The 25,276-nt window shown below is 61.5% G+C and carries 26 protein-coding genes and 1 pseudogene; 22 read left to right on the forward strand and 5 right to left on the reverse strand.

The annotated features are described in order from the left end of the window. Positions 1–467 precede the first annotated feature (467 nt). The 3 genes from N5A92_RS06520 to N5A92_RS06530 are packed head-to-tail and all read left to right on the forward strand — an operon-like array spanning position 468 to position 4,955. Positions 468–2,585, forward strand: a complete 2,118-nt coding sequence (locus N5A92_RS06520) for a TonB-dependent siderophore receptor (RefSeq protein WP_260901179.1) — start codon at positions 468–470, stop codon at positions 2,583–2,585. A 4-nt stretch (positions 2,586–2,589) separates the two neighbouring features. Continuing rightward, positions 2,590–3,870, forward strand: coding sequence for an MFS transporter (locus N5A92_RS06525; RefSeq protein WP_260901180.1), 1,281 nt, complete (start codon positions 2,590–2,592; stop codon positions 3,868–3,870). Continuing rightward, the gene (locus tag N5A92_RS06530; RefSeq protein ID WP_260901181.1) at positions 3,867–4,955 is read left to right on the forward strand and encodes a siderophore-interacting protein; all 1,089 of its coding nucleotides are present in this window, start codon (positions 3,867–3,869) and stop codon (positions 4,953–4,955) included. The genes N5A92_RS06525 and N5A92_RS06530 overlap by 4 nt, the downstream gene beginning before the upstream one ends. A 64-nt stretch (positions 4,956–5,019) precedes the next feature. On the opposite strand, the gene N5A92_RS06535 is transcribed toward N5A92_RS06530, so the two are convergent. Then, positions 5,020–5,700: a GntR family transcriptional regulator gene (locus tag N5A92_RS06535; protein WP_260901182.1), complete on the reverse strand. Its 681-nt coding sequence runs from the start codon at positions 5,698–5,700 to the stop codon at positions 5,020–5,022. 135 nt (positions 5,701–5,835) lie between these two features. On the opposite strand from N5A92_RS06535, the gene N5A92_RS06540 reads away from it, so the two are divergent. The 10 genes and pseudogenes from N5A92_RS06540 (at position 5,836) to N5A92_RS06580 (ending at position 14,177) form a co-directional block, all read left to right on the forward strand. Further along, positions 5,836–6,840: a TRAP transporter substrate-binding protein gene (locus N5A92_RS06540; RefSeq protein WP_260901183.1), complete on the forward strand. Its 1,005-nt coding sequence runs from the start codon at positions 5,836–5,838 to the stop codon at positions 6,838–6,840. Positions 6,841–6,912: 72 nt separating this feature from the next. Beyond that, positions 6,913–7,461, forward strand: coding sequence for a TRAP transporter small permease subunit (locus N5A92_RS06545; protein WP_260901186.1), 549 nt, complete (start codon positions 6,913–6,915; stop codon positions 7,459–7,461). Positions 7,462–7,474: 13 nt separating this feature from the next. Further along, positions 7,475–8,791: a TRAP transporter large permease gene (locus N5A92_RS06550; RefSeq protein WP_260901187.1), complete on the forward strand. Its 1,317-nt coding sequence runs from the start codon at positions 7,475–7,477 to the stop codon at positions 8,789–8,791. After that, entirely contained in the window at positions 8,788–10,224 is a 1,437-nt protein-coding gene (locus N5A92_RS06555; RefSeq protein WP_260901189.1) for a malonyl-CoA decarboxylase, read from the forward strand. The genes N5A92_RS06550 and N5A92_RS06555 overlap by 4 nt, the downstream gene beginning before the upstream one ends. Then, the gene (locus tag N5A92_RS06560) at positions 10,224–11,738 is read left to right on the forward strand and encodes a malonate--CoA ligase (RefSeq protein WP_260901190.1); all 1,515 of its coding nucleotides are present in this window, start codon (positions 10,224–10,226) and stop codon (positions 11,736–11,738) included. The genes N5A92_RS06555 and N5A92_RS06560 overlap by 1 nt, the downstream gene beginning before the upstream one ends. Before the next feature lie 144 nt (positions 11,739–11,882). Beyond that, positions 11,883–12,308 carry an OsmC family protein gene (locus N5A92_RS06565; protein WP_260901191.1) on the forward strand — a complete coding sequence of 142 codons (426 nt, stop codon included), beginning with the start codon at positions 11,883–11,885 and terminating at the stop codon, positions 12,306–12,308. 167 nt (positions 12,309–12,475) lie between these two features. Next, positions 12,476–12,868, forward strand: a complete 393-nt coding sequence (locus N5A92_RS06570) for a VOC family protein (RefSeq protein ID WP_260901192.1) — start codon at positions 12,476–12,478, stop codon at positions 12,866–12,868. A 163-nt stretch (positions 12,869–13,031) separates the two neighbouring features. After that, complete coding sequence (locus N5A92_RS06575; protein WP_260901193.1) at positions 13,032–13,379, forward strand: DUF1353 domain-containing protein; 348 nt, start codon at positions 13,032–13,034, stop codon at positions 13,377–13,379. A 51-nt stretch (positions 13,380–13,430) separates the two neighbouring features. Continuing rightward, positions 13,431–13,625 (forward strand): annotated as a pseudogene (locus N5A92_RS27440) (helix-turn-helix domain-containing protein); the annotation flags it as partial. A gap of 72 nt (positions 13,626–13,697) precedes the next feature. Then, positions 13,698–14,177: a hypothetical protein gene (locus tag N5A92_RS06580; RefSeq protein WP_260901194.1), complete on the forward strand. Its 480-nt coding sequence runs from the start codon at positions 13,698–13,700 to the stop codon at positions 14,175–14,177. On the opposite strand, the gene N5A92_RS06585 is transcribed toward N5A92_RS06580, so the two are convergent. Next, positions 14,140–14,652, reverse strand: a complete 513-nt coding sequence (locus tag N5A92_RS06585) for a cytochrome P460 family protein (protein ID WP_260901195.1) — start codon at positions 14,650–14,652, stop codon at positions 14,140–14,142. The two genes, N5A92_RS06580 and N5A92_RS06585, sit on opposite strands and share 38 nt — an antisense overlap. Beyond that, the gene (locus N5A92_RS06590; protein WP_313958390.1) at positions 14,652–15,002 is read right to left on the reverse strand and encodes a cupredoxin domain-containing protein; all 351 of its coding nucleotides are present in this window, start codon (positions 15,000–15,002) and stop codon (positions 14,652–14,654) included. The genes N5A92_RS06585 and N5A92_RS06590 overlap by 1 nt, the downstream gene beginning before the upstream one ends. Positions 15,003–15,297: 295 nt before the next feature. Between N5A92_RS06590 and arsC the strand changes: the two genes are divergently transcribed. From arsC to N5A92_RS06610, 4 genes are all read left to right on the forward strand, one after another. Then, the gene (gene arsC, locus N5A92_RS06595) at positions 15,298–15,720 is read left to right on the forward strand and encodes an arsenate reductase (glutaredoxin) (RefSeq protein ID WP_260901200.1); all 423 of its coding nucleotides are present in this window, start codon (positions 15,298–15,300) and stop codon (positions 15,718–15,720) included. A 115-nt stretch (positions 15,721–15,835) separates the two neighbouring features. Beyond that, positions 15,836–16,567: an arsenical resistance protein ArsH gene (gene arsH / locus N5A92_RS06600; RefSeq protein ID WP_260901202.1), complete on the forward strand. Its 732-nt coding sequence runs from the start codon at positions 15,836–15,838 to the stop codon at positions 16,565–16,567. A gap of 81 nt (positions 16,568–16,648) precedes the next feature. Beyond that, positions 16,649–16,969: an ArsR/SmtB family transcription factor gene (locus N5A92_RS06605; RefSeq protein ID WP_260901203.1), complete on the forward strand. Its 321-nt coding sequence runs from the start codon at positions 16,649–16,651 to the stop codon at positions 16,967–16,969. Between the two features lie 52 nt (positions 16,970–17,021). Continuing rightward, positions 17,022–18,260 (forward strand): MFS transporter, encoded by a 1,239-nt coding sequence (locus N5A92_RS06610; protein WP_260901205.1) that lies wholly within the window; start codon positions 17,022–17,024, stop codon positions 18,258–18,260. Positions 18,261–18,435: 175 nt separating this feature from the next. Here the strand turns inward: N5A92_RS06610 and N5A92_RS06615 are convergent, their stop codons facing one another. Both N5A92_RS06615 and N5A92_RS06620 read right to left on the reverse strand, forming a co-directional pair. Continuing rightward, a complete protein-coding gene (locus N5A92_RS06615) occupies positions 18,436–20,091 on the reverse strand; it encodes a thiamine pyrophosphate-binding protein (RefSeq protein WP_260902289.1) in 1,656 nt (551 codons plus the stop codon). Positions 20,092–20,095: 4 nt separating this feature from the next. Next, positions 20,096–20,839, reverse strand: a complete 744-nt coding sequence (locus N5A92_RS06620; protein WP_260901206.1) for a FadR/GntR family transcriptional regulator — start codon at positions 20,837–20,839, stop codon at positions 20,096–20,098. Between the two features lie 170 nt (positions 20,840–21,009). Here N5A92_RS06620 and N5A92_RS06625 point away from each other — a divergent pair, with 170 nt between their 5' ends. From N5A92_RS06625 to N5A92_RS06645, 5 genes are read left to right on the forward strand one after another with little or no spacing between them, the layout of a single operon-like run. Then, on the forward strand, positions 21,010–21,927 hold the full coding sequence (locus N5A92_RS06625; RefSeq protein ID WP_260901207.1) for an NAD(P)-dependent oxidoreductase: 918 nt from the start codon (positions 21,010–21,012) through the stop codon (positions 21,925–21,927). A 28-nt stretch (positions 21,928–21,955) separates the two neighbouring features. Continuing rightward, a complete protein-coding gene (locus N5A92_RS06630) occupies positions 21,956–22,939 on the forward strand; it encodes a TRAP transporter substrate-binding protein (protein WP_260901208.1) in 984 nt (327 codons plus the stop codon). A 51-nt stretch (positions 22,940–22,990) separates the two neighbouring features. Next, entirely contained in the window at positions 22,991–24,277 is a 1,287-nt protein-coding gene (locus tag N5A92_RS06635) for a TRAP transporter large permease (RefSeq protein ID WP_260901209.1), read from the forward strand. Between the two features lies 1 nt (position 24,278). After that, positions 24,279–24,794, forward strand: a complete 516-nt coding sequence (locus tag N5A92_RS06640; RefSeq protein ID WP_260901211.1) for a TRAP transporter small permease — start codon at positions 24,279–24,281, stop codon at positions 24,792–24,794. Then, positions 24,791–25,108 (forward strand): NIPSNAP family protein, encoded by a 318-nt coding sequence (locus N5A92_RS06645; RefSeq protein ID WP_260901212.1) that lies wholly within the window; start codon positions 24,791–24,793, stop codon positions 25,106–25,108. The genes N5A92_RS06640 and N5A92_RS06645 overlap by 4 nt, the downstream gene beginning before the upstream one ends. The last annotated feature ends 168 nt before the right edge of the window (positions 25,109–25,276 follow it).

Genomic DNA, 25,276 nt, shown 5'->3' on the forward strand with positions numbered 1-25,276 from the left:
GGCCCGAGTGGGGACATCCATTTTGTTCAGGTTCGTACTCCTCGTCCGGCACAACGGCGTGCGGTCACTAATGAGCGGCAGGCGTGGATTGTTCCGCCTTTTCGGCCAGGAGAACCTCCTTTTGGCCACCGGAATGCGATGGAGAGAATTGCCGCAGGCTGCCTTCAACAAAACGCGCCACATCTCTTACGGGTCTAGGCTCTTCTATAGGAGCGAACCTTGCCATTGCGTCTCCCACAATAGCGCGATCCCCTTCGCGCCCATTCGACGGATGTGTAGTGGCGCGGTCAAGGTGATGTATCCGCCACCCCTCCATCGGCCTAGTCCCTTCCCGACCGGCTGCCGATCTCCCCAGGGTTAAGTTGACATCAAATATCATCTTTTATAACGGTCCCTGCCAGGCAGCCGCCGTAGGCGAAGCAACCCAGAGAAAAAGAATCAGTTGCTTTGATCGCAGGGGGCGTGCTGTGCCTGTCCATTCGTTCTTCCGTCCTTTCAACCTTGCTCTGCTCGCGGCCAGTTCGCCGTCCTGGCCCGTGTTGCAGGCAGTCGCGCAGGAGGCGCCGACGCAGCTTGAACGTCTGGAGGTGGAGGCCGAGAGCGACGACATCCTGGTCCAGGACGGCTATGTCGCAAAGCAGGACCGCATCGGCACCAAGGTGGATACGCCGATCGCTGAGATCCCGCAGGCGATCTCGGTGGTGACGCAGGACCAGATCGAGGACCAGAAACCGCGCACGCTCAACGAGACCCTCGGCTACACGGCAAGCGCCAATCCGAACAGCTACGGCTTCGACAGCCGCTATGACGCTTTCTATCTCCGCGGTTTCCCGGCCCATTACAATGGACTGTTCCGCGACGGCCTGCGCCAGTACAACGGCCCCTCCGCCTGGTTCAAGACGGAACCCCACGGCATCGAGGGCCTCACGGTGCTCAAGGGGCCAGCCTCTTCCCTTTACGGCGTCAGTGGCCCGGGCGGCATTGTGAACCTGGTGACGAAGCGGCCGAAGGACGAACGGTTCCGCGAAATCGAGCTGCTTGGCGGCACGCATGAACGCTCCCAAGTGGCATTCGACTTCTCCGGGCCCGTTAACAATGAAGGCACGCTCCTTTACCGCCTGACCGGTCTCGGGCGACTATCCGAGACTGAGCTCCCCGGCTATCCCGACGATAAGCTGTATCTGGCTCCCGCCATGACTTGGAAGCCGGACGAGGACACGAAGCTGACAGTGCTTGGCGAAATCTCCCGCGCGGTCACTGGAGGCACTGCATTCTTCTACAACCCCGCTTACGGTGAAGTTTCGAATATCTATAGCGGCGATCCGGCATGGAACGACTTCACGGGAAAGCAGGGCCGCATCGGCTACGAGTTCGAGCACCGCTTCAACGATGTGCTCACGGTTCGCCAGAACCTGCGTTTCAGCGGCGTCGATGCCGATTTGGAGTATAGCGGCCACTACGCAGCCGACCCGGACGAGCCCGACGTGCTTGCCCGCTATTGGGGCCATTACAAGGAGGACATGAGGAACTTCGTCGTGGACAACATGGCGCAGTTCGAATTCGACACTGGTCCGGTCAGTCACGTGGCCGTTGCCGGCGCCGACTACGGTTGGTCGGACTACGAAGCCTACAACGGGACGTCCTACTCCTCCGTTGATGACGTCGCCACGATGCCGCTGTCCTTCTCGGGCAGTCAGACGATGCATCAGGTCGGCGTCTACCTGCACGACCAGATGCAGTGGAACGACTTTACCCTCTTCACCAGCGGGCGCTACGACTGGGTGGATACCCAAAGCGTCGATCACCAGTTCACGGAGATCGACCAGACCGACAAGGCATTTTCCGGCCGCGTCGGCCTTTCTTACCGGACGGAGTGGGGCATCGTTCCCTACGCAAACTACTCGACCTCGTTCTCACCCAATCTCGGCTTCGTCTATGACGGCGTGACCAATGAGAGACGGGTCGCGCGGCCGACCAAGGGCGAGCAGGTGGAGATTGGCGTCAAATACGAAATCCCGGACTCCAACGCCGTTCTCAGCGCAGCCGTTTTCAACATCGACCAGAAGGACGGCGTCGTCTACGATGGCACCTTCGACGATGCCGGCAACCAGCGGCAGCGCCAGCTCGACCTGAACTCGCGCGGCCTGGAACTTGAGGCCGCAGCATCCTTCGACAACGGCTTGGAGCTCATTGCCTCCTACACTTACATGCGCATGAAGATCGAGAAGGGCGCCCCGGGCACGGAAGGCAACGAGCTGTCCTCCACACCCAACCATATCTTCTCGCTCTGGGGCAACTACAAATTCCAAAGCGATGAACTGGCGGGCCTCGGTCTGGGCGCCGGCATCCGCTATGTCGGTGAGAGCTATGGCGATGATCTCAATTCGTTCGAGAACGACGATCGCATCTTCGTCGATGCGGCGCTGTCCTACGATTTCGGCGCGAGAAATCCGAAGCTCGAAGGACTGATGCTGCAGGTCAACGCCAAGAACCTGTTCGACGAGCGCAAGCCGATCTGCACGGCCGGCAACTGCTACTGGGACGAAGGCCGCTCGGTCTTCGGCAGCCTGCGCTACAGGTTCTGAGCGGATGGCCGCAAACTCCTCCACTTCGCCGTCGCCTGCCGCCGTCGTCCTGGCGGTGGGCGGCCTCTATGTCGCGCAGAGCGTCATCGGCGGCATCACCTGGGCCGGCTTGCCGGCAGTGCTGCGCGACAGCGGGTTGCCTCTCGACAGCGTCGGATTGCTTTCGCTCATCGCGCTGCCATGGGCACTGAAGTTCCTGTGGGCACCGATGGTGGAACGGTTCAGACTGCCCTCCACCGGTCGCAACCGGTCTGCTGTGATCGTGATGATAGGCGGCGGCATCTGCATCGCGGGGCTGGCCGCTATAGGCCTGATGGGCCCCAGTACGATTGGCCCCGTCCTCGCTTGTCTTACATTGGTTGCCCTGGCTGCCGCGACCGTCGACATCGCCTGTGACGGTTACGCCGTGGAAAGCCTTGCCCGAAAGCACCATGGGTGGGGCAATGCAGCCCAGGTAGGTGGCGCCTATCTGGGGTCCGCCATTGGCGGGGGATTATTTCTCGTCCTTGTCGCCACCTATGGGTGGGGCCTCGCCACTTGGAGCATGGCCGCGCTTCTCGTGCTTCTCGGACTGCCTTTCCTGCTGCGCTCGCGCGGTCTTGCCGCGACGGAGACCCGCTCGCATGTCCCCTCGCTCGCATCGGCTTTGCGCCGGTCCGAGATCCGCCGTGGGCTGCTGGCCGCGGCTCTCTACGTGCTTGCGCAGAAGACGGCCATGGTGATGCTCGGTCCGTTCCTTATCGACGCGGGGTTGGACCTTGCGACGCTAGGCATCCTCAACGGCGTCGGTAGCATGTTCATCGGACTCGCGGCGGCGCTTGCAGGAGGTGCGTTGGTAAGAAGGCTCGGCGCGCGCACCATGCTTGTGATTGCTCTGGTGCTGCAGGCGGGCGCGCTCTTCTTCTTCGCAACCCACGATCTCTTCCCGGATACCCCGGCTTCGGTGCTCGTTGTCGTGGCGGTGGCAAGCTCCTCCGGCATCATGGCACTCGGGTTCGTCGCACTTTATGCCCAGTTCATGCACTGGTCGGACCCGCGCCAGGGCGGCATCGATTTCACTCTGTTCCAGTCAATGGATGCGCTGGTCTCAATGGCCGGCGGCGTGGTGGCCGGTTATGCCGCGCAGCATCTCGGCTACAGCATCTTCTTTGCCGCTGCCGGCTTAATCGCCGTCGCTATCGTGCCGGCGATCATGATCGTCACCGGACGGTCCACGACAACTGAAGGCGCCACGCCGGAAACCGCTCGTCCCGCTACGTTCATGCCGGTTGGGGAGAACAAATGAGCAGAAGCCTCCCGCTCCACGCCGAAACCACCATTGCATCGGCTTCACCGCTGGACGTCATGGCGAAGCTGCGCGACCATTTTATCGAGCATGGCACCGTTTCCGGCTCCGACGATCGGTGGAGCGTCGAGTTCGACATCGGGACGGTTGATGCGGTCGCGGATGACGGTGCAATGCAGTTTCGAGTCTCCGCTGCCGATGCAACCTCGCTGGCCTATCTGCAATGGGGCGTGGTCGAGCATGTCTGCGAGTTCACGCCCGGCAAGGCGCCTGAGATCGACTGGCAGGGCGGCATCGCACCGGGTGCGCCGTTGCCCTATTTTCGCGAGATGCGCGTTCTGCGTGCCGCGCAGCTGACTCCGCGCATGCGACGTCTGACCCTTGTTGGCGACGATCTGCAGCGCTTCAGCCACGACGGCATGCATGTGCGGCTGCTGCTTGCGCCGGAAGAGGGCGTGAGGCCGGTCTGGCCAGTGATGGGTGCCGACGGCCGCCAGGCTTGGCCGGAGGGACCTCGGCCGGTTGCTCGCGTCTACACGATCCGACGCATCGACGTGGCTGCGGGCGAGATCGACATCGATTTCGTGCTTCACGAAGGCGTCGAAACGCCCGGCGCGAGCTTCGCGCTTGAAGCCAGATGTGGCGACGTAGTCGGCATGACCGGCCCAGGTGGGGGTGAGTTGGGCGAGGCCGACTGGTATCTCCTTGCCGGGGACGAGACCGCGCTGCCGGCGATCGGCCGCATGCTGGAGGAAATGCCTGCCGGCAAGCAAGTCGTCGCCTTGATTGAAGTTGCCGACGACGCCGAGCGTCAGGAACTTCCGACGAAAGCGGATCTCGACCTGCGCTGGCTCTCGCGCGAGGGCAGGCCGGCCGGCACGACGACGCTGCTTGCCGATGCGGTCAGGGCGCTTCCTTTCCTTGGCGACAACACTTTGGTCTTCGTCTGGACGGGCTGCGAGCACGCCGCCGCCCGCGAGATCCGCGCTTATTTGCGCAAGGAGCGGGGCCTGCCGCGCCGGGATTGCCTCGTGGCTGCGTACTGGCGGCGGGGAATCTCCGGCGAGGTCGAAGGCAGTGATTGAAGTCGCTGCGACTAACGAACAGACCGAGCCGCGGCGATAGCCATGCCGGCATACCCGCGGCGCTTCATCGGCGCTGACCGCCGGCGCCTGTCGACTCGCGCTTGCTGAGGTTCGAGACCAGATCGCTGAAGCGGTCGCCCTGCACGGCGACATGGTCGCGCAGGCGGGACCGCGCCGCCTCGGCGTCGCCGGCAAGGATCGCTTCGACGATGGCCGCATGCTCGCTGAAGGAGACCTTCATGCGGTTGCGCACCCGTAGTTGCAGGCGCCGGTAGGGGCGCAGGCGTCGGTGCATGGCTACACACTGCTCGGCGAGGAAGCCGCTGTGACTGGCCTCGTAGATTGCGTAGTGGAATACCTCGTTGTTGTAGTAATAGGAATCGGTGTCCTCGCTAGCCGCCGAGCGTTCGCAGCGCGCGTGGCTCTCCAGGATGGCGGTCTTATCCTCTTCGGTATGGCGGCGCGCTGCAAATGCCCCCGCCATGCTTTCGAGTTCGGCCATCACCTCGAACATTTCAAATATGCGGTTCGGCCCGGGATCGACGACGACCGCGCCACGCCTCGGCCGGATCTCGACCAGCCCGATGGCGCTAAGCTGCATCAGCGCTTCTCGAATCGGCGTGCGTGACACGCCGAAACGGGCGGCAAGCTGTGCCTCATCGAGGCGTTCTCCAGGTTCGAAAATCCCGGTGACGATGCCGTTTTCGATCTCGTCGCGCAGCTTGTGGAATGTGCTTTCAGCCATGCTGTTCCTCGAATGCGAGAGCCAGATCAAATACAAAATAATCGCTCTTGTATACAAAGAATTTGACTCTGAGCACAAGATCGGCAAGCTGCAATGCTCATGCGGCGGGAGGGCCGCAATACCAGGGAGGACAAAATGCAGAAACTCTTAAGCATGCTGAAATTGGCGACCTGTGTCGCTGTTGGCTGTATTGCCGCCAGTGCCGCCGGAGCGCAAACAGTTTTGAAGGCGTCGCACCAGTTTCCGGGTGGAAAGGGCGACATACGGGACGAGATGGTGCAGCTGATCGCGCGCGAGGTTGCAGCCGCCGATGTGGGTATCGAGATACAGGTCTTTCCCGGCGCGTCCCTCTATAAGCCGAATGACCAGTGGAACGCCGTCACCCGCGGACTGCTCGACCTGACCTCCTTTCCGCTCGACTACGCATCGGGCCGTCACCCGGAGTTTTCTGCGACGCTGATGCCTGGCCTTGTCGGCAATTTCGACCGCGCCATGCGCCTGAATGATTCCGAGTTCATGCAGGACATTAAGCAGGTCATTGAGGATGCGGGCGCCATGGTGATTTCGGATGCGTGGCTGTCGGGCGCTTTCGCATCCAAAAAGAATTGCATCACTTCACCGGACACCGTGAAGGGGCAGGTGATCCGTGCGGCGGGCCCGGCGTTCGAGGAAATGCTTGCGGCTGCCGGTGCGTCGATCACCTCGATGCCGTCGTCGGAAATCTACACAGGCATGCAGACGAACGTCCTCGACGCCACCAACACGTCTTCGGCGAGTTTCGTCTCCTACCGGTTGTTCGAGCAGGTGAAGTGCCTGACGGCGCCCGGCGAGAACGCCTTGTGGTTCATGTACGAGCCGGTGCTGATGTCCAAGAGCGTGTTCGACAAGCTGACGCCGGAGCAGCAGCAGGCTATCCTGGATGCCGGCGAGAAGGCCGAGGCTTTTTTCAACGAAGAGATCAGAAGCGGTGATGAGTTGATGGTCGAGACCTACGAGAATGCCGGTGTCGAAGTGGTCGAAATGTCGAAGGCGGATTACGACGCCTGGCTCGAGGTAGCCAAGGATTCCGCCTACAAGAACTTCGCCGAAAAAGTGCCGGGTGGTGACAAGCTGATCGAGAAGGCCTTGGCAGTGGAATAGGGTCGGTAGAGGTCGGCGGCATGCGGGAGGTGCGCCGCCGACCGGCTTCTTCCCACGACAAGGTATTCGAGAATGGTGCAGGTCTATATCCGGGTCGTCGGCCAGATGTCGCGCGCATTTGCAGTGCTGGCGACAGGGCTGATGATCTCGGCCATGGTGGTCGTCTGCCAGATGATCCTGATGCGGTACGTCTTTCGGCTGCCGACGATCTGGCAAAACGACTTCGTTGTCTTCGCGGCGACCGGAGCGATGTTTCTCGGCGCGCCATACGTGCTGCTTAGAGGCGGTCATGTCGGCGTCGACGTTGTCGAACTGATGGTCAGCGAGGGCGTTCGCCGGCGGCTGCGTCTTGTTGCGAGCCTGCTCGGCCTTTCCTTCTGCGCCGTCATGCTGGCGGCGACCTGGATACAGTTCCACGACGCCTGGGCCGGCAATTGGCGTCATTCGAGTGTCTGGGGGCCGCCGCTCTGGATACCGCTATCGGCCTTGCCGCTGAGCTTTGCCATGCTCTGCCTGCAATATGTCGCGGAAATTGCAGCGCAACTTTCCGGTCTTGTGGAGGAGCCTATCACCCCCGCGGGAATAGATCCGGAAACTCCTGCAAGCACAGACCTGCCATGAGAGGGGACGTCCGATGAGCCCGACTTTCGCTGGCCTGACCATCATCGCCGCCCTGTTCGTGCTTCTGGGCACTGGCATGCCGATTGCCTTCGCGCTTGGGCTTGCCGCCTTCCTCGCCCTGTTTCTGGAGAGCGGTGTCGGTATCTTTTACGTCCTTGGCGATACGATGTTTTCAGGCATCGCCAATCTAGCCTATGTGGCGATCCCGATGTTCGTCCTCATGGGCGCTGCGGTTGCATCCTCGCCGGCAGGCGCAGACCTCTACACATCGCTCGACCGCTGGCTGAACCGCGTGCCTGGCGGGCTGGTCCTTTCCAATATCGGCGCCTGCGGCATCTTCTCGGGCATGACAGGTTCGTCGCCTGCCACCTGCGCGGCAATCGGCAAGATGGGCATCCCCGAGATGCTGCGGCGTGGCTATCCGACCTCGGTCGCAACAGGCTCCATCGCCGCAGGCGGCACGCTCGGCATCCTCATCCCGCCTTCGGTGACGCTGATCGTCTACGGCATCGCCACAGAGACTTCGATCGGACGACTGTTCATGGCCGGCGTGTTTCCGGGGATCATGCTGACCTTCATGTTCATGATCTGGGCGATCGTCGACTGCAAGCGGAAGGGATATGAGTTCAATACCCGCGCCTTGCGTTTCACGATGCGCGAAAGGCTGGCCGGGCTGCCGCGTGTCCTGCCATTCCTGCTGATCATCGCCGGCACGCTCTATGTGCTCTATGGCGGGATCGCGACGCCGTCCGAGGCGGCGGGCGTGGGGGCAATGCTGACGCTTCTCGTCGTCGTCATCGCTTACCGGCTGTTCCGCTTCCGCCCCATCGCCGGCATTTTCGGTTCCGCCATGCGAGAGAGCGTCATGATCATGATGATCATGGCGGCGGCGGAGCTGTTTGCCTTCGCCCTGTCCTCGCTCTTCATCACCCAAACGGTTGCGGCGGCCATCGCCGACATGGAGGTCAATCGTTGGGTTCTGATGGGGATCATCAATCTCTTCCTTCTGGTGGCAGGGATGTTTCTGCCGCCGGTGGCCGTCATCGTCATGACGGCGCCTATGCTGTTTCCGATCATCACCCAGGCGGGCTTCGACCCCTACTGGTTCGCGATCGTGCTGACGATCAATATGGAAGTAGGGCTGATCACCCCGCCCATCGGCCTCAACCTGTTTGTCATCAACGCGATCGCACCCGACGTGCCCACCAGGGATATCCTGTGGGGTGCGCTTCCCTATGTGTTGGTCATGTTCCTGGCCATCATCATCCTGTGCATCTTTCCTAGTATCGCCACCTGGCTGCCCAACCAGATGATGGGTGTTATCCAATGAACGGTGCGACCTTTTTCAGCGATATGCTCCAGGCCATCACCGATCGCGGGCGCCGGGTGCTGTCCCTTAGTCCGCGCGATGGCGCTGCACGCACAGGCATGGGAGCCGTGGAAGCGGCCTGCGAGACGCTGCTTTCAAGCCGGGGCGAGGCGTCCGGCATGGCGCTCGCAAAGGATATTCTGGATCGCTGGGAACATTTCGACCAGGCACAACGGCGCGATTTCATGATGATGCTGCTTCTGCGCTTCGGGCCGGATGCGGAGCGGCTGGAGGGAGCAATCGACGCCTACCGCGCCGACCCGACGCCGAGGGCACTCTTGGGGTTGCACACGGCGGCGGAGCCGCGCCGGCAGGAGCTGATCCGCCGCCTCAATCTGGCGCCGAAGGGCATTTCCATCCTGGTGCGCATGCGTGAGACGCTTTTGAACCTCAAGGCAGAGGAGCCGGAGCTTGCGGCCGTCGATGCCGATTTCGCGCATCTTTTCACATCCTGGTTCAATCGCGGCTTCCTGATGCTGCTGCCGATAAGCTGGTCGACGCCGGCCGATATCCTGGAAAAGGTGATCCGCTACGAGGCGGTGCATCACATCGACGGCTGGGACGAATTGCGCCGGCGGCTCAAGCCGGAGGACCGGCGCTGCTTTGCCTTCTTTCACCCGCAGCTCGTCGATGAACCGCTGATCTTTGTGGAGGTCGCGCTGACGAGGGAGGTGCCGGCAAACATCGCCGACGTTCTGCAGGAGGACCGGGCGCCACTGCCCGCTCAAGACGCGACGACAGCCGTCTTCTATTCCATCTCCAATTGTCAGGCGGGACTGCGCGGGGTCTCGTTCGGAAACTTCCTGATCAAGCAGGTGGTCGAGGATTTGCGCCGCGAGCTGCCGAAATTGAACACCTTCGTCACTCTTTCCCCCGTGCCGGGCTTCGCCGATTGGCTGTCGCGCGAGCGCCGGGCGGAAGCTTCCGGCATACTGAATGCCGAGGAGCGCGAGCGGTTGGAGGCGCTGGATGATCCCGAATGGGCCGACAAGCAGGATGTCGCCGCGCATCTGAGGCCGGTCATGACGGCGCTTGCCGCCCGCTATTTCCTGCGGGCGCGAACAGCCAAGGGCAAGGTCGTCGATCCGGTTGCCCGCTTTCATCTCGGCAACGGCGCACGGCTCGAGAAGATCAACTTTCTCGCCGACCGCTCCCCGCGAGCCATGCGCCAGGCGCACGGTCTGATGGTCAACTATCTTTATAAGCTCGAGGACATCGAAGCCAACCACGAGGCCTTCGCTGCGCGCGGCGAGGTGGTGGCGGCGCAGCCGATCCGCCGGCTGGCGCCGGCAGGCCGCACCCTGCGAAGCTCTGTGCCGGTAACCGGCGTACCGGAGGGTGAAGGCCCGGTAGGCGAACCTATAAGAACAAAAGACAGCAAGGAGCTTTCTTGATGAGCAACCATATGTTCGACGCCATCGGTGAGGCTGCAAGGCCGGGCGCCACCTTCATCGAGACGCTCGATGGGCGGGTGTGGACATATGACGAGATGCTCGCGACTTCCAGCCGGCTCGCAGCCACGCTGGAAAGATTGTCGGTAAAACCGGGCGACCGTGTCGCCGTGCAGGTGGAAAAGAGCCCTGAGGCCCTGATGCTCTATCTCGCCTGCCTGCGCGCAGGCGCCGTCTACCTGCCGCTCAACACCGCCTACACGATAGCCGAGCTTGATTATTTCATCGGGGACGCCGAACCGCGGCTGGTTGTGTCGACGCCCGATGCGGCCGAAGGCGTTCGCGCAATCGCAGCGAAACATGGGGCACACGTCGAAACGCTCGACGACAGGGGCGGTGGCAGCCTGCCGCAGCTTGCGCGGGAGATGGAGCCCGATTTCAAGAATGCAGTGCGCGGGCCGGAGGATTTGGCCGCCATCCTCTACACCTCCGGCACGACCGGCCGTTCGAAGGGAGCGATGCTGACACATGACAATCTGCTCTCCAACGCCCTGGCGCTGCGGGACTACTGGCATTTCACCGCAGCCGACCGGCTGATCCATGCCCTGCCGATCTTCCACACACACGGACTGTTCGTCGCTTCCAACGTGGTCCTTTTGTCCGGCGCGTCGATGTACTTCCTGCCGAAATTCGACGCTGACGAGGTGTTGCGGCTGATGCCGAAGGCGACCGCGATGATGGGGGTGCCGACCTTCTATGTGCGGCTCGTGCAGCACGAGGGTCTCAACCACGAGGTGGCCGCTGGCATGCGCCTCTTCGTTTCCGGTTCGGCACCGCTGCTTGCCGAGACGTATACGCGCTTCCGTGAGATGACTGGCCATGCGATCCTCGAGCGCTACGGCATGACCGAAACCAACATGAACACGTCCAACCCCTATGACGGCGAGCGCATTGCCGGCACTGTTGGCTTTCCTCTGCCTGGCGTTTCATTGCGCATCACAGACCCTGAAACGGGCGGCCCGCTCGGTATCGATGAGACGGGCATGATCGAGGTGAGGGGCCCCAACGTCTTCAAGGGCTATTGGCAGATGCCGGAAAAGACGGAGGCCGAATTCCGCCCCGACGGGTTCTTCATCACAGGTGACCTCGGGAAGATCGATGCGAAGGGGTATGTCCACATCGTCGGGCGCGGCAAGGACCTCGTGATTTCCGGCGGGTACAACATCTATCCCAAGGAGGTCGAAACGGAGATCGACCAGCTTCCAGGCGTCGTCGAAAGTGCGGTCATCGGCGTGCCGCATCCGGATTTCGGCGAGGGCGTCACGGCGATCGTCGTGCGCAAGCCGGATGCTGAGGTCAACGAGGACACGGTGCTTAAGGGCCTCAAGGAGCGGCTCGCGCGCTACAAGCAGCCCAAGCGCGTGATCTTCATCGATGATCTGCCGCGCAACACGATGGGCAAGGTGCAAAAAAACGTGCTGCGCGAAAGCTACAAGTCGCTCTACTCCGGCGGCTGAAGCCCGCCTCCATGGCCGCCTACCTCGCCCCGCCCTTGGGCTCGAGTATTTTGGGCCAGGCGATCAGCGTATGCGGCGATGTGTTGCGGATGACGGGGTCCTCCGGGCTATGATGGATGCATTGTGACGATAGAGGCGAATCTCATGAAAGCACGCATCAAATGGGTCGAGGACAGGACCTTCATCGGCGAGTCGGGGAGCGGGCACAAAGTCGTGCTTGGGACGGCTTTTGGGCCGGAGGGGCGAACCCCGGGGCCGAGCCCGATGGAGATGGTACTGATCGGGACGGGAGGCTGCTCGGCCTTCGATGTCGTGCACATCCTCGAAAAGGGCCGCGAGGCGGTCGAGGACTGCGTCGTGGAGATGGATGCAGAGCGTGCAGAACAGGACCCGAAGGTGTTTACCAGCATTCATATGCATTTCGTGGTCAAAGGCCGTGGCCTGGCGACGAACAAGGTTGAACGTGCCATTGGGCTGTCGGTCGAAAAATATTGTTCGGCGTCTGCGATGCTTGCAAAGACGGCGACGATCACCCACGATTTTGAGATCGTCGACACTACCGCGACCTAATTTCCGCACGCCTGTCACCGGGTGGCGCGCTTGGAATACCGGCTTGGGCCGCAGATGGCCTGAGCAGTGATCCCCAGAAGCTCAATGGGTGGAACTCCTCGAGGTGTAGGACCGTTCGAGGAACGAGTCGGACGACGGTTCATGCCCGCAAAAAATGAGTGATGCCGATGGCGGTCGATTTCAATCATACCATCGTCTGGTCGAGGGATCGCTCCGCATCCGCGGCCTTTCTTGCCGAGATGCTGGGGCTTCCCGCGCCAAGCAAGTTCGGACCGTTCGATGTCGTTAAGACCAACAACGGCGTCAATGTGGACTTTGCGGAGAAGGCGGGAGAAATTTCCGCGCAGCACTATGCGTTCCTCGTCAATGAAGTGGAGTTCGACGAGATTCTCAGCCGCATTCGCGCAAAGGGCTTGCCGTATTGGGCCGATCCTGCCCAACAAAAGGATGGAGAAATCAACACCCACGACGGCGGGCGGGGGCTGTATTTCGAGGACCTGAACGGCCATCTCCTGGAAATCATTACGCGCCCCTATGGCAGCGGCGGCTGGCAGCCGTAACGAAACGGATCACGCTCGGGAAAGGATTTGAAATCCAAAAGACCGCGCCTCATCGAAACTGCATAACTAATGCCAAGCGCTGATGAGTTGTTGCGAGAGATCGGCGTGACAAGCTCGCGCCTTCCGCACTACGGTAAGCCGGACCGGCGAGGGGGCACTGGCAATGAGCGCCTATACGGAGTTCACCGGCACCGTCCACCACGTGGACGGCATCCGTTACACGCTTACCGACCCGCTTATCTGGCATATCGGCGTGGAGGACGGGCCAGCCTATACTGTGCCGGCGGGCTATATCTTCGACGTATCGGTGCCGGCACCGCTCCGCTGGCTTACCGACCCGCATGATAAGCGGTATTTCAAGGCGGCCGCCCTGCACGATCACATGCTGGAAGCTGACTGGTCACGGATCACCGCGGCTGCCGAGTTCCACAACGCCCTGATGGCTGACGGCGTGCCGGCACTGCGCCGCCTGATAATGTTTCTGTCCGTCGCGCTTTGGAAGTACCGGTAGGGTCATGTGGTATTCTGTCGAACCGGCATACGCCAAGGAAAGCGAACAAGGATGAAGAAAGCAGGTCCGCCGGAGGCCAGACCAGCAGGGCGCCGCCGACTCCCGGAGGAAGAACGCCGCGCCGAGATATTGCGGCAAGCCGCAGACTATTTCGCCCAACACGGATTTTCCGCTTCGACGCGGAATCTGGCGTCAAGCCTCGGCGTCACGCAAGCGCTGCTCTACAAGTATTTCAAGTCGAAGAACGATCTAATCGAGAAGACGCTCGAAGCCGCTTTTGGCGGATCAATGGACCAATCGCCCTGGCTTGACGCGGGCGTGCCGCTCGAGCAGTCACTCCATCGGTTCTACAAACGATTTGTTGCCGGCTCGAGCGAACCGCGAATGCGCCTGTTCATTCGCGCCGGCCTGGACGGGCATTCGTGGCCGACCAGGCGGGGAAACACTCTCACCGGGCGGCTGTTTCTTCCTGCAATTGCTGCCTTGCGGAAAGCCGCTTCGCTACCAGGCCTCGAAGAGCAGCCGGCGATGCGCGGCGAGCGTGAACTGGTCATGATGCTTCACGCTTCAATGGTTTTTCTCGGTATTCGCCGTCATATCTACGGAATGCCGATGCCGAGCAATCTGGATGACGTTGTCAGCCTCTATGTAAGGACCTTTGTCGAAGGTGCCCTGCCGGCGATCCGTCGCTTGCACGAAGCCGGGGAAGAGAGCCTCAAGGTCACGCTCCTTGCGCCGCTGCCGGAAGAACCCGCCGAAGCTATCTCTTCCGATCGGAGACGAACTTCCAATAGGTGAAGGTAAAGTCGCGGTCCGCGCGATTCGCGTGGCAGGAAAAGCATCCGTCGAAGCTTGCATCCGGCCTGGGGCTTCCGTCCGGCAGGTACCACGCGTAGTCCCAATGGCCATTTGCAGTTGTCCAAGCCGCATTCTTTTCCATCACAAAGATATTGGTAATGGCGTCAAGCGCGATCAGGCGGCCATCATCACCCCAAACAAGATTTCCGTCCGCATCCGTTGTCGCGTCGTGATCTTCCATGATCAGGAGCGTGCCGTCGGGAAGGTCTTCACCCGCCACGGCGGCGGCATGCGCTTCCCGGTTCACGTACATTTTGCGCACCCGCTTTCGATCGAGATGGTCGACATCCAGATAGTTCAGAAATTCGTCCTGGTAATTCTCGGGCAAGGAAACCTCGTCCGGACCGGAGGAGGATTTGTCGGCGGCAAGAACAAGCGCCGATGCGGTGATCAGTCCAAAAACAAAGCCGCGCATCACTCCACCTCCACGACCGTCAGCATATGGGAATGGAACACGCATTCCACTTCGAATGCACCGGCCTTGCGAAGGGTAAGAACGATCTCTTCGCCCGGCTCCTGAGCACCCAGATCGAGCGCGTATCCGGCCGTTGGCACGAACACGTCGTGCGTGGCGGTGTCGTCGTTGACGAAGCGGATCGTGTCGCCAACCGCCGCGTTGATCCTGGCGGGCTCATAAGTACTTCCCGCCATCGTGACCGTATGCTCCGCAGCCAGGGCGTGGGGAGCTACAAGAAAAACAACTGCTGCTAAGCTGAGGGGGCTTTTGTGCATCCATCCCTCCCGATCGGCCAGTTCTAAGTACATCCTCCGCAAGCGCTGAGTGTGCCGGACACGATATAAGTTGTCAATTGACAACTTATATCGGAGGACCCCCTCGCGGGCGACCGTCCGCAACCGTCGGATGTTCCAGTGGACGCCATATGTCTTAGGTACGGAACTTTGTCGTGTATGGTCGCGAGCGCTATTGCACCGCACAAGTGAAAAAAGGGGGTTTCCCCTTGGCCGCCCATCTCAATGCTGTCACGTGTGAATGCCGGGCGCCGTCCGGGAAGGAGGGAAGGGCGGACAATGCATACCGGAAAATTGGCAGGAGGCACCGTTGACCACTACCATCTACCACAATCCTGACTGCGGCACCTCGCGTAATACTCTGGCGATGATCCGTCAGTCCGGCGAGGAGCCCGAGGTGATCGAATACCTGAAGAACCCGCCATCGCGGGAGAGACTCCGGGAGTTGATCGCGGCGATAGGCATCACGCCGCGCGAACTTTTGCGCAAGAAGGGCACGCCCTATGATGAACTCGGGCTCGACGATCCGAAATGGACCGACGAGGAACTGATCGATTTCATGATGGCGCATCCGATCCTGATCAACCGGCCGGTCGTCGTCACGCCCCTTGGTGCAAAGTTGTGCCGCCCCTCGGAGACCGTCTTGGATATTCTGCCCAATCCCGACATCGGTCCCTTCACGAAGGATGATGGCGAGGTCGTCATCGATACGGAAGGCCGTCGCGTCCGCTAAATTTCGGTTTTGTTAGAAATATCCTTGACCGCACCTTTCTGAGCTACTATCCATATTTCGGATAAAATCGAAATATGAGTAGTGGCGCGTGGGGTTCCGCGCTCAGGAGAACAGAATGACCGATTCCGCCCGCCCGATGGACACCTTTCCCAACATCCTCGAAGAGCAGTTCCATCAGGTCGATCCCACAGCATTGTTCGGTGCCCCACGTTCCGCCCATCCTCCCCGAATTCTCATGCTCTACGGTTCTCTGCGCGAACGCTCCTATTCGCGGCTTGCGACAGAGGAGGCGGCGCGGATTCTTCGCCGACTGGGGGCGGAAGTGCGCATCTTTAATCCTTCCGGTCTGCCGCTACCCGACTCCACATCGGCCGATCATCCGAAGGTGAAGGAATTGCGTGAGCTTTCACTCTGGTCGGAAGGGCATGTCTGGTGCTCACCAGAGCGCCACGGGTCCATGACTGGTATCATGAAGGCGCAGATAGACTGGCTACCGCTGTCCATGGGCGGCATCCGGCCCACTCAAGGGCGCACGCTCGCCGTCATGCAGGTCTGTGGCGGCTCGCAGAGCTTCAACGCCGTCAACCAGCTTCGCGTCCTCGGCCGCTGGATGCGCATGTTCACCATTCCCAACCAGTCATCCGTTGCAAAGGCCTTTGCGGAGTTCGATGAAGGTGGGCGAATGAAGCCGTCTTCCTACTACAACCGTATCGTCGACGTGATGGAGGAGTTGATGAAATTCACGCTGCTCCTGCGCGACCGCGCCGCTTATCTGACGGATCGCTACTCCGAGCGGGTAGAGAGTGCGGAGGAGGTGGCGAAGCGGGTGAATCAGCGCTCGCAGTGAGCGGCGACCAGTCCAATGGAGTAATTCGATGCCCGTCGAAGTTCGATTGACCAGTCTGACACGCTCACATAGGTTTGTTCCATGAAACACGAACAAGCTGCGGCACAGCTCGAAGCGTTGGGTAACCCGACCCGGCTGAAGATCTACCGCATCCTGGTGCGCGCCGGTGCGGAGGGAATGTCCGTGGGAGGGGTGCAGGAACAGCTTAGGATCCCGGCGTCAACGCTGTCGCACCATTGCAAGCGCCTGTGTGAGACTGGCCTGGTGACCCAGGAGCGGCACGCGACGACGTTGATCTGCCGTGCCAATTATCCCAGCATGCAGGCACTCATCGGCTACCTGGCGAACGAGTGCTGCGCCGATGGAAGCTGCCCTCCAACGATAAGAGAAACAGCATCCTGATCGACTTTCATTAGCCAACATGTGGGCAGGCCAACTGCTGCCGGAGCGCCCAGTGACGACGAATGTCATCGAAGACGAACCCGAAAGACGCCATGCAGGGACCGGCTGGCTGATAACAGCCCTGGGTGTTGCCCAGATATGCTCCTGGGGTTCGCTCTATTACAGCTTTCCGTTGATAGCCGAAGCCATGCGCTTCGACCTCGGCTGGTCAAAGCCGCAGATCTACGGCGCAGCGACACTCGGCATGGCGCTCGCAGGTATGGCGGCCTATCCGGTAGGGGCGGCGATCGACCGCGGGCGAGGGCGTTATGTGATGAGCCTCGCCGCAGTTGCCGCCGGCTTCCTGCTTTTCGCCTGGTCGCAGGTCTCCAGCATTGTGGCCTTCTACTTCATCCTGGCAGGGATCGGCTGCCTTCAGGCCGCGACGCTATATGAACCCGCCTTTGCCGTCATCACGCGGCGCGTCGGGGCAGGCCTGGCCAGGCGGGGTATAACCGCCCTGACGCTGTGGGGCGGTTTCGCCTCCACGGTCTTCATCCCTCTCGTTCAGTTTCTGATCGACGCCTATGGTTGGCGCGGTGCGTTGATGGCGCTCGGCGCCATCAACATCGTCATCTGTGGTGGCCTCTACTTTCTTGCGATCGATCCGGCCAAGGATCATTCACTTCCTCCCCGCCAACCGCACGAGGCGCTGCCGCTCGCCAGGCGCAAGGCGGTGGTGTGGGCCATCCGCCGTCCGGTGTTCTGGGCGCTGATGTTGTCTTTCGTCTCCTACGCCGCAGCGTTTTCGACCCTAACATTCCACCTCTACCCACTGCTTCTTGAACGCGGCCTCGATGCTACCGGCGTGGTCGCCGTCATGGCCGTGATCGGGCCGGCACAGGTGGCGGGCCGCATCCTTATCTGGGTCTTCGCGCCCCATGCGCCAGTCCGATCGATCGGCTCTATGATCGTCATTATCTTTCCGCTCGCCGTTGTCGGTTTTGCCTGGGCGCCGCCGCAGGTGATTGTCATCGCGGCGATTGCTGCATTCTACGGTGCGGCGAACGGCATGATCACGATCGTGCGCGGCTTGGCGGTGCCGGAGATGGTGAGCAGAGAAGCCTACGGTTCGATCAATGGCGTTCTGGTTGCGCCGATGAACCTCATGCAGGCGGTCGCGCCCCTGGCAGCCGCTTTGCTATGGTCGCTCAGCGGTGGGTATGACACCGTGCTGATTGCGGTGGGTATTGGCGCGATGATCCTCTGCATCGGCTTCTGGACCGCGACGCTTCTGGCGCGGGTACGATGACGTCATGTAGCGGAAGGGCGCTACCACCAGTCCTGCGCTCCGACCAAATTCGTTTGCCGACGCGCGTTCATGTTGATCACGAGCAACTTCGAGGTTTGAATCATGCCGCCGCGGCAACTTTTTGTTAAAGCGTCACAATCCGCTGCGCCGGCGGGGAGCGCCGGCGCAATCTTCCCTACAGAACCAGCCTTGGCGACAGCGCTTTTGGGTCGATCTGGAGCTCCAGGATAGCTGGTCGCCCGGACGCCTTGGCGCGAGAGAAGGCGGCGGGAAAGTCCTCGTCGCGCGATACCGTTTCGCCGTAGGCGCCATAGGATTGTGCGAGTGCCGCAAAGTCTGGGTTGACAATTGTCGTCCCCGAAACGCGCCCAGGATAGTGCCGCTCCTGATGCATCCTGATCGTACCATACATGCCGTTGTTGGAGACCAGAACGATAATGTCGGCGCCGTACTGGCAGGCGGTGCCGAACTCCTGCATCGACATCTGGAAGCAGCCATCACCGGCGAGACAGACGACGTCCCGCTCGGGGTGGGTGAGCTTGGCGGCGACGGCCGCCGGTAGGCCGTAACCCATCGAGCCCGAGGTCGGGGCAAGCTGGGTCCGCCACCTCTTGTAGGAGAAATAGCGATGCAGCCAGGCTGAATAATTGCCGGCGCCGTTGGTGAGGATGGCATCGTCCGGCAGGGTCTCGGAAAGATACCGGATCACGTTTTCCATCTTCAGGGCACCAGGTGTTTCGGCCGTCTTGTGCCATGCTTCGTAGTCAGCGCGGGCTTCGCGGCGCCATCTGGCCCAGGCGGGAGGAGCGGAGAAGGTTGCGGCGGCAAGCTTCCTCAAAAGCGCGGGCGGCCGGGCGGCGATGCCGAGGCTCGGGTGGTAGACGCGGCCGAGCTCGTCAGGGTCGGGATAGACATGGATAAGACCCTGCGCAGGCTGCGGGATGTCCACCAGCGAATAGCCGCTCGTCGTCATCTCGCCGAGCCGTGCGCCCAGCACCAGCAGCAGATCCGCCTCCCGCACCCTCTGGGCCAGCTTCGGATTGATGCCGATGCCGATGTCTCCGACATAGCAAGGACGTCGGTTGTCCAAATAGTCCTGGCAGCGGAAGGAGGCGCCGACGGGCAGGTCATAGGCTTCGGCGAAGCAGGCAAGATCGTGCGCAGCTTCAGCCGACCAGCCGCCGCCACCGACAATAGCGAGCGGGCGCGATGCATTCTTCAGGGCGACGAGAATCTCGTCGATCGCTTCCGGAGAGACCTCCATGCGGGGAACTGCGGCCTTCGGCGCATCAGCTACCTCGGCGTGCGCCGACAGCATGTCCTCTGGCAGAGCAAGCACCACGGGCCCCGGCCGACCGGACATCGCCACATGAAAGGCGTGGCTGATATATTCGGGGATGCGCTCGGTGAGTTCGATCTCCGCCACCCACTTGGCGAGCGGCCCGAACATCTGCCGGTAGTCCACTTCCTGAAAGGCCTCGCGGTCACGCTGGTGGCGCGCCACCTGGCCGATGAAGAGGATCATCGGCGTCGAATCCTGATAGGCGACGTGGACGCCGGCCGATGCATTGGTGGCACCGGGACCGCGCGTCACGAAGGCGATGCCCGGCTGTCCGGTCAGCTTGCCGTGGGCCTCGGCCATCATTGCAGCGCCGCCTTCCTGCCGGCAGACGATGGTGTCTATGTCACTCTCGTAGAGGCCGTCGAGCGCGGCCAGGAAACTTTCGCCAGGAACGGAATAGACACGCTCCACGCCCTGTATCTTCAACTGATCGACTAAAATTTTGCCGCCGTGACGCAGGCCGTGGCGGGCCTCAGTCTGTTTCAGCATGGTCTCACACGTCTGCAATATCGGCGCGGTCGGCAAGCCGTTGCGCCGCGCGTTCGAAATGGTCACGGGTGGTTTTCCTGGCGGCTTCGGTATCGCGGATTCGGATAGCCTCGAAGACGGCTTGATGCTCGGCCAGCACAGCCGTTCCCCACTCCGTCGCCCTGGCGTTCTTGACCGCCACGGAACGCAGATTCTCGAAAATCTTTGCCTCGATCATGCCGATGAACTCGACATAGTAGTCGTTGCCGGAAGCCTCGGTGATGGCGCGGTAGAAGGCGAATTCAGCGTCGACACGCCGCTCGACGGCGTCGTCGCCCTGGGTGATGGCCGAAACCATCTCCTGCAGAAAGCTCTGGATGCCGGTGAGCTGGGCGGCGGTGCGTGCCGTGGCGGCAAGGGCGGAGGCGTCCGCTTGCACACCTGTCCGCAGTTGCAGCAACTGCACGAGCTGCTTGCGCTTTTCGAAGCAGGCGGGGCTGATGCGAAAGGCGCTGCGCTGCCGGGCCTCGGTGACGAAGGCACCGACGCCCTGGCGGGCCTGAATGACGCCGTCATATTTCAAAAGCGAGATCGCCTCCCGCACCACCGTACGTGCGACGCCGAATTGGTCCGAGAGGGATTGCTCGGTCGGCAGCCTGTCCCCCGGCTTCAATTGGCCCGCCTCGATCGCTGAGGAGATGTTCTTGGCGATCTCGTCAGGCAGTCGGCGCGGGCGGTCGATCTTCGGAAATAGCTCTGGATGCTGCACGGGACCTCTTTCTGCCTGGTTCGCGTCCGGCTCTTTGTGCTGTCCTGGTACCCGGTCTCCGGCCACCGGACAATCACTCGTCCTAGGGGATAGCGATAAAACAGTTGTCTGACAATCTGTTTTATGTTTTTCTGGCCGCGAAATCGCATTGCAAGCCATAGGGAGGAACGATGCCGGAGCCTGCTTCGCCGCATGTGGGGTTTGTCGGTCTTGGGGGAATGGGCCGCGGTCTCGTCAAGAATCTGCTCAAGCACGGCATAGCCGTTACGGTGCATGATCTCGACGCAAGCGTCGTCGCGCGCGCCGTCGAGCAGGGTGCGCGAGCCGGCGATGATCCGGTGGCGATGGCCAGCGAGGCGGATGTCTTCGCCGTCTGCATCACCACGGCGGAAGCCGTGCGCGACATGGCGCTGAGGCCCGGCGGCGTTCTCGACGCGATGCGCAAGGGGGCGATCTTCCTGGATCACACCACGGTGTCGCCGCAGCATGTGGACCTGATGCGCAGCGAATGCGCAGCACGCGGGCTCGCCTATGCCGAGGCGCCGATGACACGCACGCCGGCCCATGCCGATCGCGGCGAGGTCAATGTCCTGTTCGGCGGCGAGGCCGAGCTTCTGGAGCGGCTACGGCCGGTCTTCGACTGCTACGCCGAAAACATCTTCCATGTCGGTCCGGCCGGCCACGCCATCCGCCTCAAGCTGATCCACAACTACATCGCCTTCGCCAACGTCGCCTCCTGGTGCGAAGGGTTTGCGCTCGCCGCGCGGGAGGGGCTCGACATGAGCAAGGTGATTTCGATCATCTCCGCCGCCGGCGGCAAGTCGGGCATGATGGATCTCTACGGCGAGATGACACTCAGGCGCGATTTCACGCCCCACATGTCACTCGCCAACGCCCAGAAGGACATCCGCTACTACGCGCATTGGCTGGAGGAGGCGGGGCTGCCCGGTTTCATGGCGGAATCGGTCCATCAGACCTACGCGCTCGCCTCGATCATGGGACACGCCGGCGAAAGCTGCACGGCGGTGATCAAGGCCTATGAGCAACTGACGGGGGTCGAGGCGAAACTGCCCGATCCAAGAACCTGACCCGACAAGCATAACAGGGAGGAAAACCATGCTTGGAAGACGGACTGCCGTGGCTGCGATTGCCGCCATATCTATGATGTCACCGCTGGCGGCGCATGCCGCCGACGTGACGCTCAAGCTGGCGCACTTCGCGGCCGAGACCCATCCGGGCCACATTGCCGCGAAACAGTTTGCCGAACGCGTCGCCGAGCGCACGGATGGCGCGGTCGAGGTCGAGCTCTACCCCGCCAATGAGCTTGGCTCGCCGCCCGAACAGCTCGAACAGACCGTTCTGGGCGTCGTTGATATGAACCTGCCGACCCATGGCGGGCTCGACAAATACGAAAAGGCCTTCGCAACCGTGATGACGCCATTCGCGTTTCGCGACTATGAGCACGCCCATCAGGTGCTCGATGGCCCGTTTACGGAATGGGCAGCGCCCAGGCTGGAGGAGGACGGGCTCGTCATGCTCAGCCACTGGGAATACGGTTTCCGCAACATCACCAACGGCGTCCGCCCCATCAATACGCCCGACGACGTGAAGGGGCTGAAACTGCGCACGCCGCCGGAGTTGCAGATCGTCGCTGCCGTTGAGGGACTCGGCGCGAGCACGGCGCAGATCGCCTTTCCCGAGCTGCCCAACGCGCTCAACCAAGGCGTGGTCGACGGCCAGGAAAATCCGATCGGCGTGATCTATCACTTCAAGCTCAACAAACTCCAGGATCACCTGGCGCTAACCCGCCATGTCTACAACAGCATGGTGCATGTGATTTCCAAGTCGTCATGGGACAGGTTGACCCCGGAACAACAAGCCATCATCCGCGAGGAAAGCACTACCGCCGGCGCGCTGATGCGCAAGCTGGTGCAAGAGCAGGAAGAGGAGGAGATCGCTGCGCTCGAGGCGTCGGGTATGAAGGTGACGCGGCCTGATCTTTCAGCATTTGCGGCACTTATGGGCCCCGCGCATGAGCGTGTGGCCGAATATGCGGGCGAGGAGAACATGAAAACCTTCCTCGGTTTCCTCCAGAAATAACAACGGGCCGGGAGGAAGGACGCCTTCCTCCCGGCAAACGGGACCCGCTTCATGCTCGCCCTCGTCATCCTCCTTTGTCTGCTCGCGCTCATCTTCCTCGGCGTGCCGGTCGCGGTCGCCCTCGGCGTGGTGGCCGCGGGATTCTACATCGTCTCTGGCGACTTCGCCGTTCTGTCGATGCTGCCACAGCGCATGTTTTCGGCCACCACCGCCTTCACGCTGCTTGCCATTCCCTTCTTCATCCTGGCCGGGAACCTGATGAACACGGGCGGCATCACCCGCCGCATCTTCCGCTTCGCCAATGCCTGCGTCGGGCATATCCGCGGCGGTCTCGGCCAAGTGAACGTGCTGGCAAGCCTGATTTTTTCTGGCATGTCGGGGGCCGCGGTGGCCGATGCTGCCGGCCTTGGTCAGGTTGAGTTCAAGGCTATGACCGATCGCGGCTACGATCCGGAGTTTTCCGCTGCCATCACCGCCGCCTCCTCGACCATAGGCCCCGTCTTCCCGCCGTCCATTCCTTTCGTGCTCTATTCATCGATCACAGGTGTCTCCGTCACGAAGCTCTTTCTGGCCGGCGTCGTTCCTGGGCTGCTGATGGCCGGCGCCCTGATGGTGTCGGTCTATCTGGTCTCTGTTCTCACGCGCATGCCGCGCGAGCCGCGCGCCTCGCTGCGCGAAATCGCTGTCAGCTTTGCCGATTCCGCGCTGTCGCTGTTCACGCCGGTCATTATCATCGGCGGCATTTTCGGCGGTATCTTCACGCCGACGGAAGCCGGTGTGGTCGCCTCCGCCTACGCGCTGGCGATCTCCATGTTCGTCTATCGCGAGATCACCTGGGCACACCTGCCCGCCGTGCTCTGGGATACGCTCGTGCACACGGTGCGGGTAATGTTCGTTATCGCCGCCGCCGGCTTCTTTGGCTGGCTATTGATCCACCAGCGCATCCCAAACCAGCTTATTTCGGCGATGCTCGGTTTGTCGGACAGCCCCGCCGTCATCATGGGTATCGTCGTCTTGATCCTGCTGGTGCTGGGCATGTTCCTCGAGGGCATCGCCGTCATTGTGCTGTGCGTGCCGCTGTTTCTGCCGGTCGTGCAGCAATATGGCATCGACCCGGTCCAATTCGGCGTTGTCATGATCATGTGTTCCATGTTCGGTCTACTGACGCCGCCGGTCGGCATGGTGCTGTTCGCTGTTTCCAGTATCAGCGGTCTGACAGTTGGGCGGCTGAGCCGCGCGCTGCTGCCCTATTTCATCGGTCTCGTCGCGGTCCTCGTCATCGTCGCCTGGCTGCCGGCGGCCTCCGTCTGGCTGCCGACATTGTTGATGGGGCCGTGAGATGAGAAGCGCTTTAACAGCGATCGATCATGGGGTCGGCCTGGCCCTGCGCGCCGTTGCGAGCTTTTGCCTGGCAGCCCTTTTCGCCGTGCTTTTCGTCAACGTTGTCTCGCGGACGTTCGTCCTATGGTCGCTTCCCTGGTTCGATGAAGTCGTTGAGGTGTTGTTCGCCTGGATGGTCTTCATAGGTGCCGCCGCACTCTGGCGCGAAAAGGAACATTTCCGTGTCGATTGGCTGGAAACAGCTTTGGGGGAGGGGACGCGGCGCGACGTTCTGCGGGTGCTGCTCGGCCTTCTGTCGCTCGCCTTTTTCGGGTTGATGGTCTGGACCGGGCTCGATCTGACGCTGCGCAGCCGCGCCGTCACGCCGATCCTGAACATTCCCGTGGCATTTCTCTACGCATCCATACCGCTCGCGAGCTTCATAATGTTCATCTACAGCGCGGCGCATCTTTGCCGCAACTTTTGCATCTTCTTCACGTCATCCCATCCATCAACTCAAGAGACCGAAGCATGATACTTGACCACCGTATCTACACCTGCCGCCCCGGAACGATCAGGAAGCACCTGGCGCTCTACGAGGCCAATGGCTGGGAAATCCAGTCAAAGCATCTGGGCAGGCCGATTGTCTATGCCGCGGTCGAGACCGGCGATGTCAACAGTTATGTCCATATATGGGTCTATGAGAACGCCGCTGATCGCGATGCAAAGCGTGCCGCCCTTCAGGCCGACCCGGCCTGGAAGCGCTATCTCGAGCTGAGCGCGGAGGCCGGCTATCTCGTCAAGCAGGAAAACCGAATCCTGAAACCGGTGCCATTTTTCGGGACTTAAAGAAGCATGCAAGGTTCTGACTTATCATATAACTGATCGGTGCCATCGTATCACTTGGCCCCGCTGGCGTGACTGGAAATCCGACAGGGGGTTTGGCCGGCCTCGAGGCCGCAAGGATTTGCTCGCATGTGGGCGAGGAGCGTGTACGCCAAGGAAGAGACTTGGATC

Source organism: Chelativorans salis (assembly GCF_025336525.1).
GTDB classification, from domain to species: domain Bacteria; phylum Pseudomonadota; class Alphaproteobacteria; order Rhizobiales; family Rhizobiaceae; genus Chelativorans; species Chelativorans salis.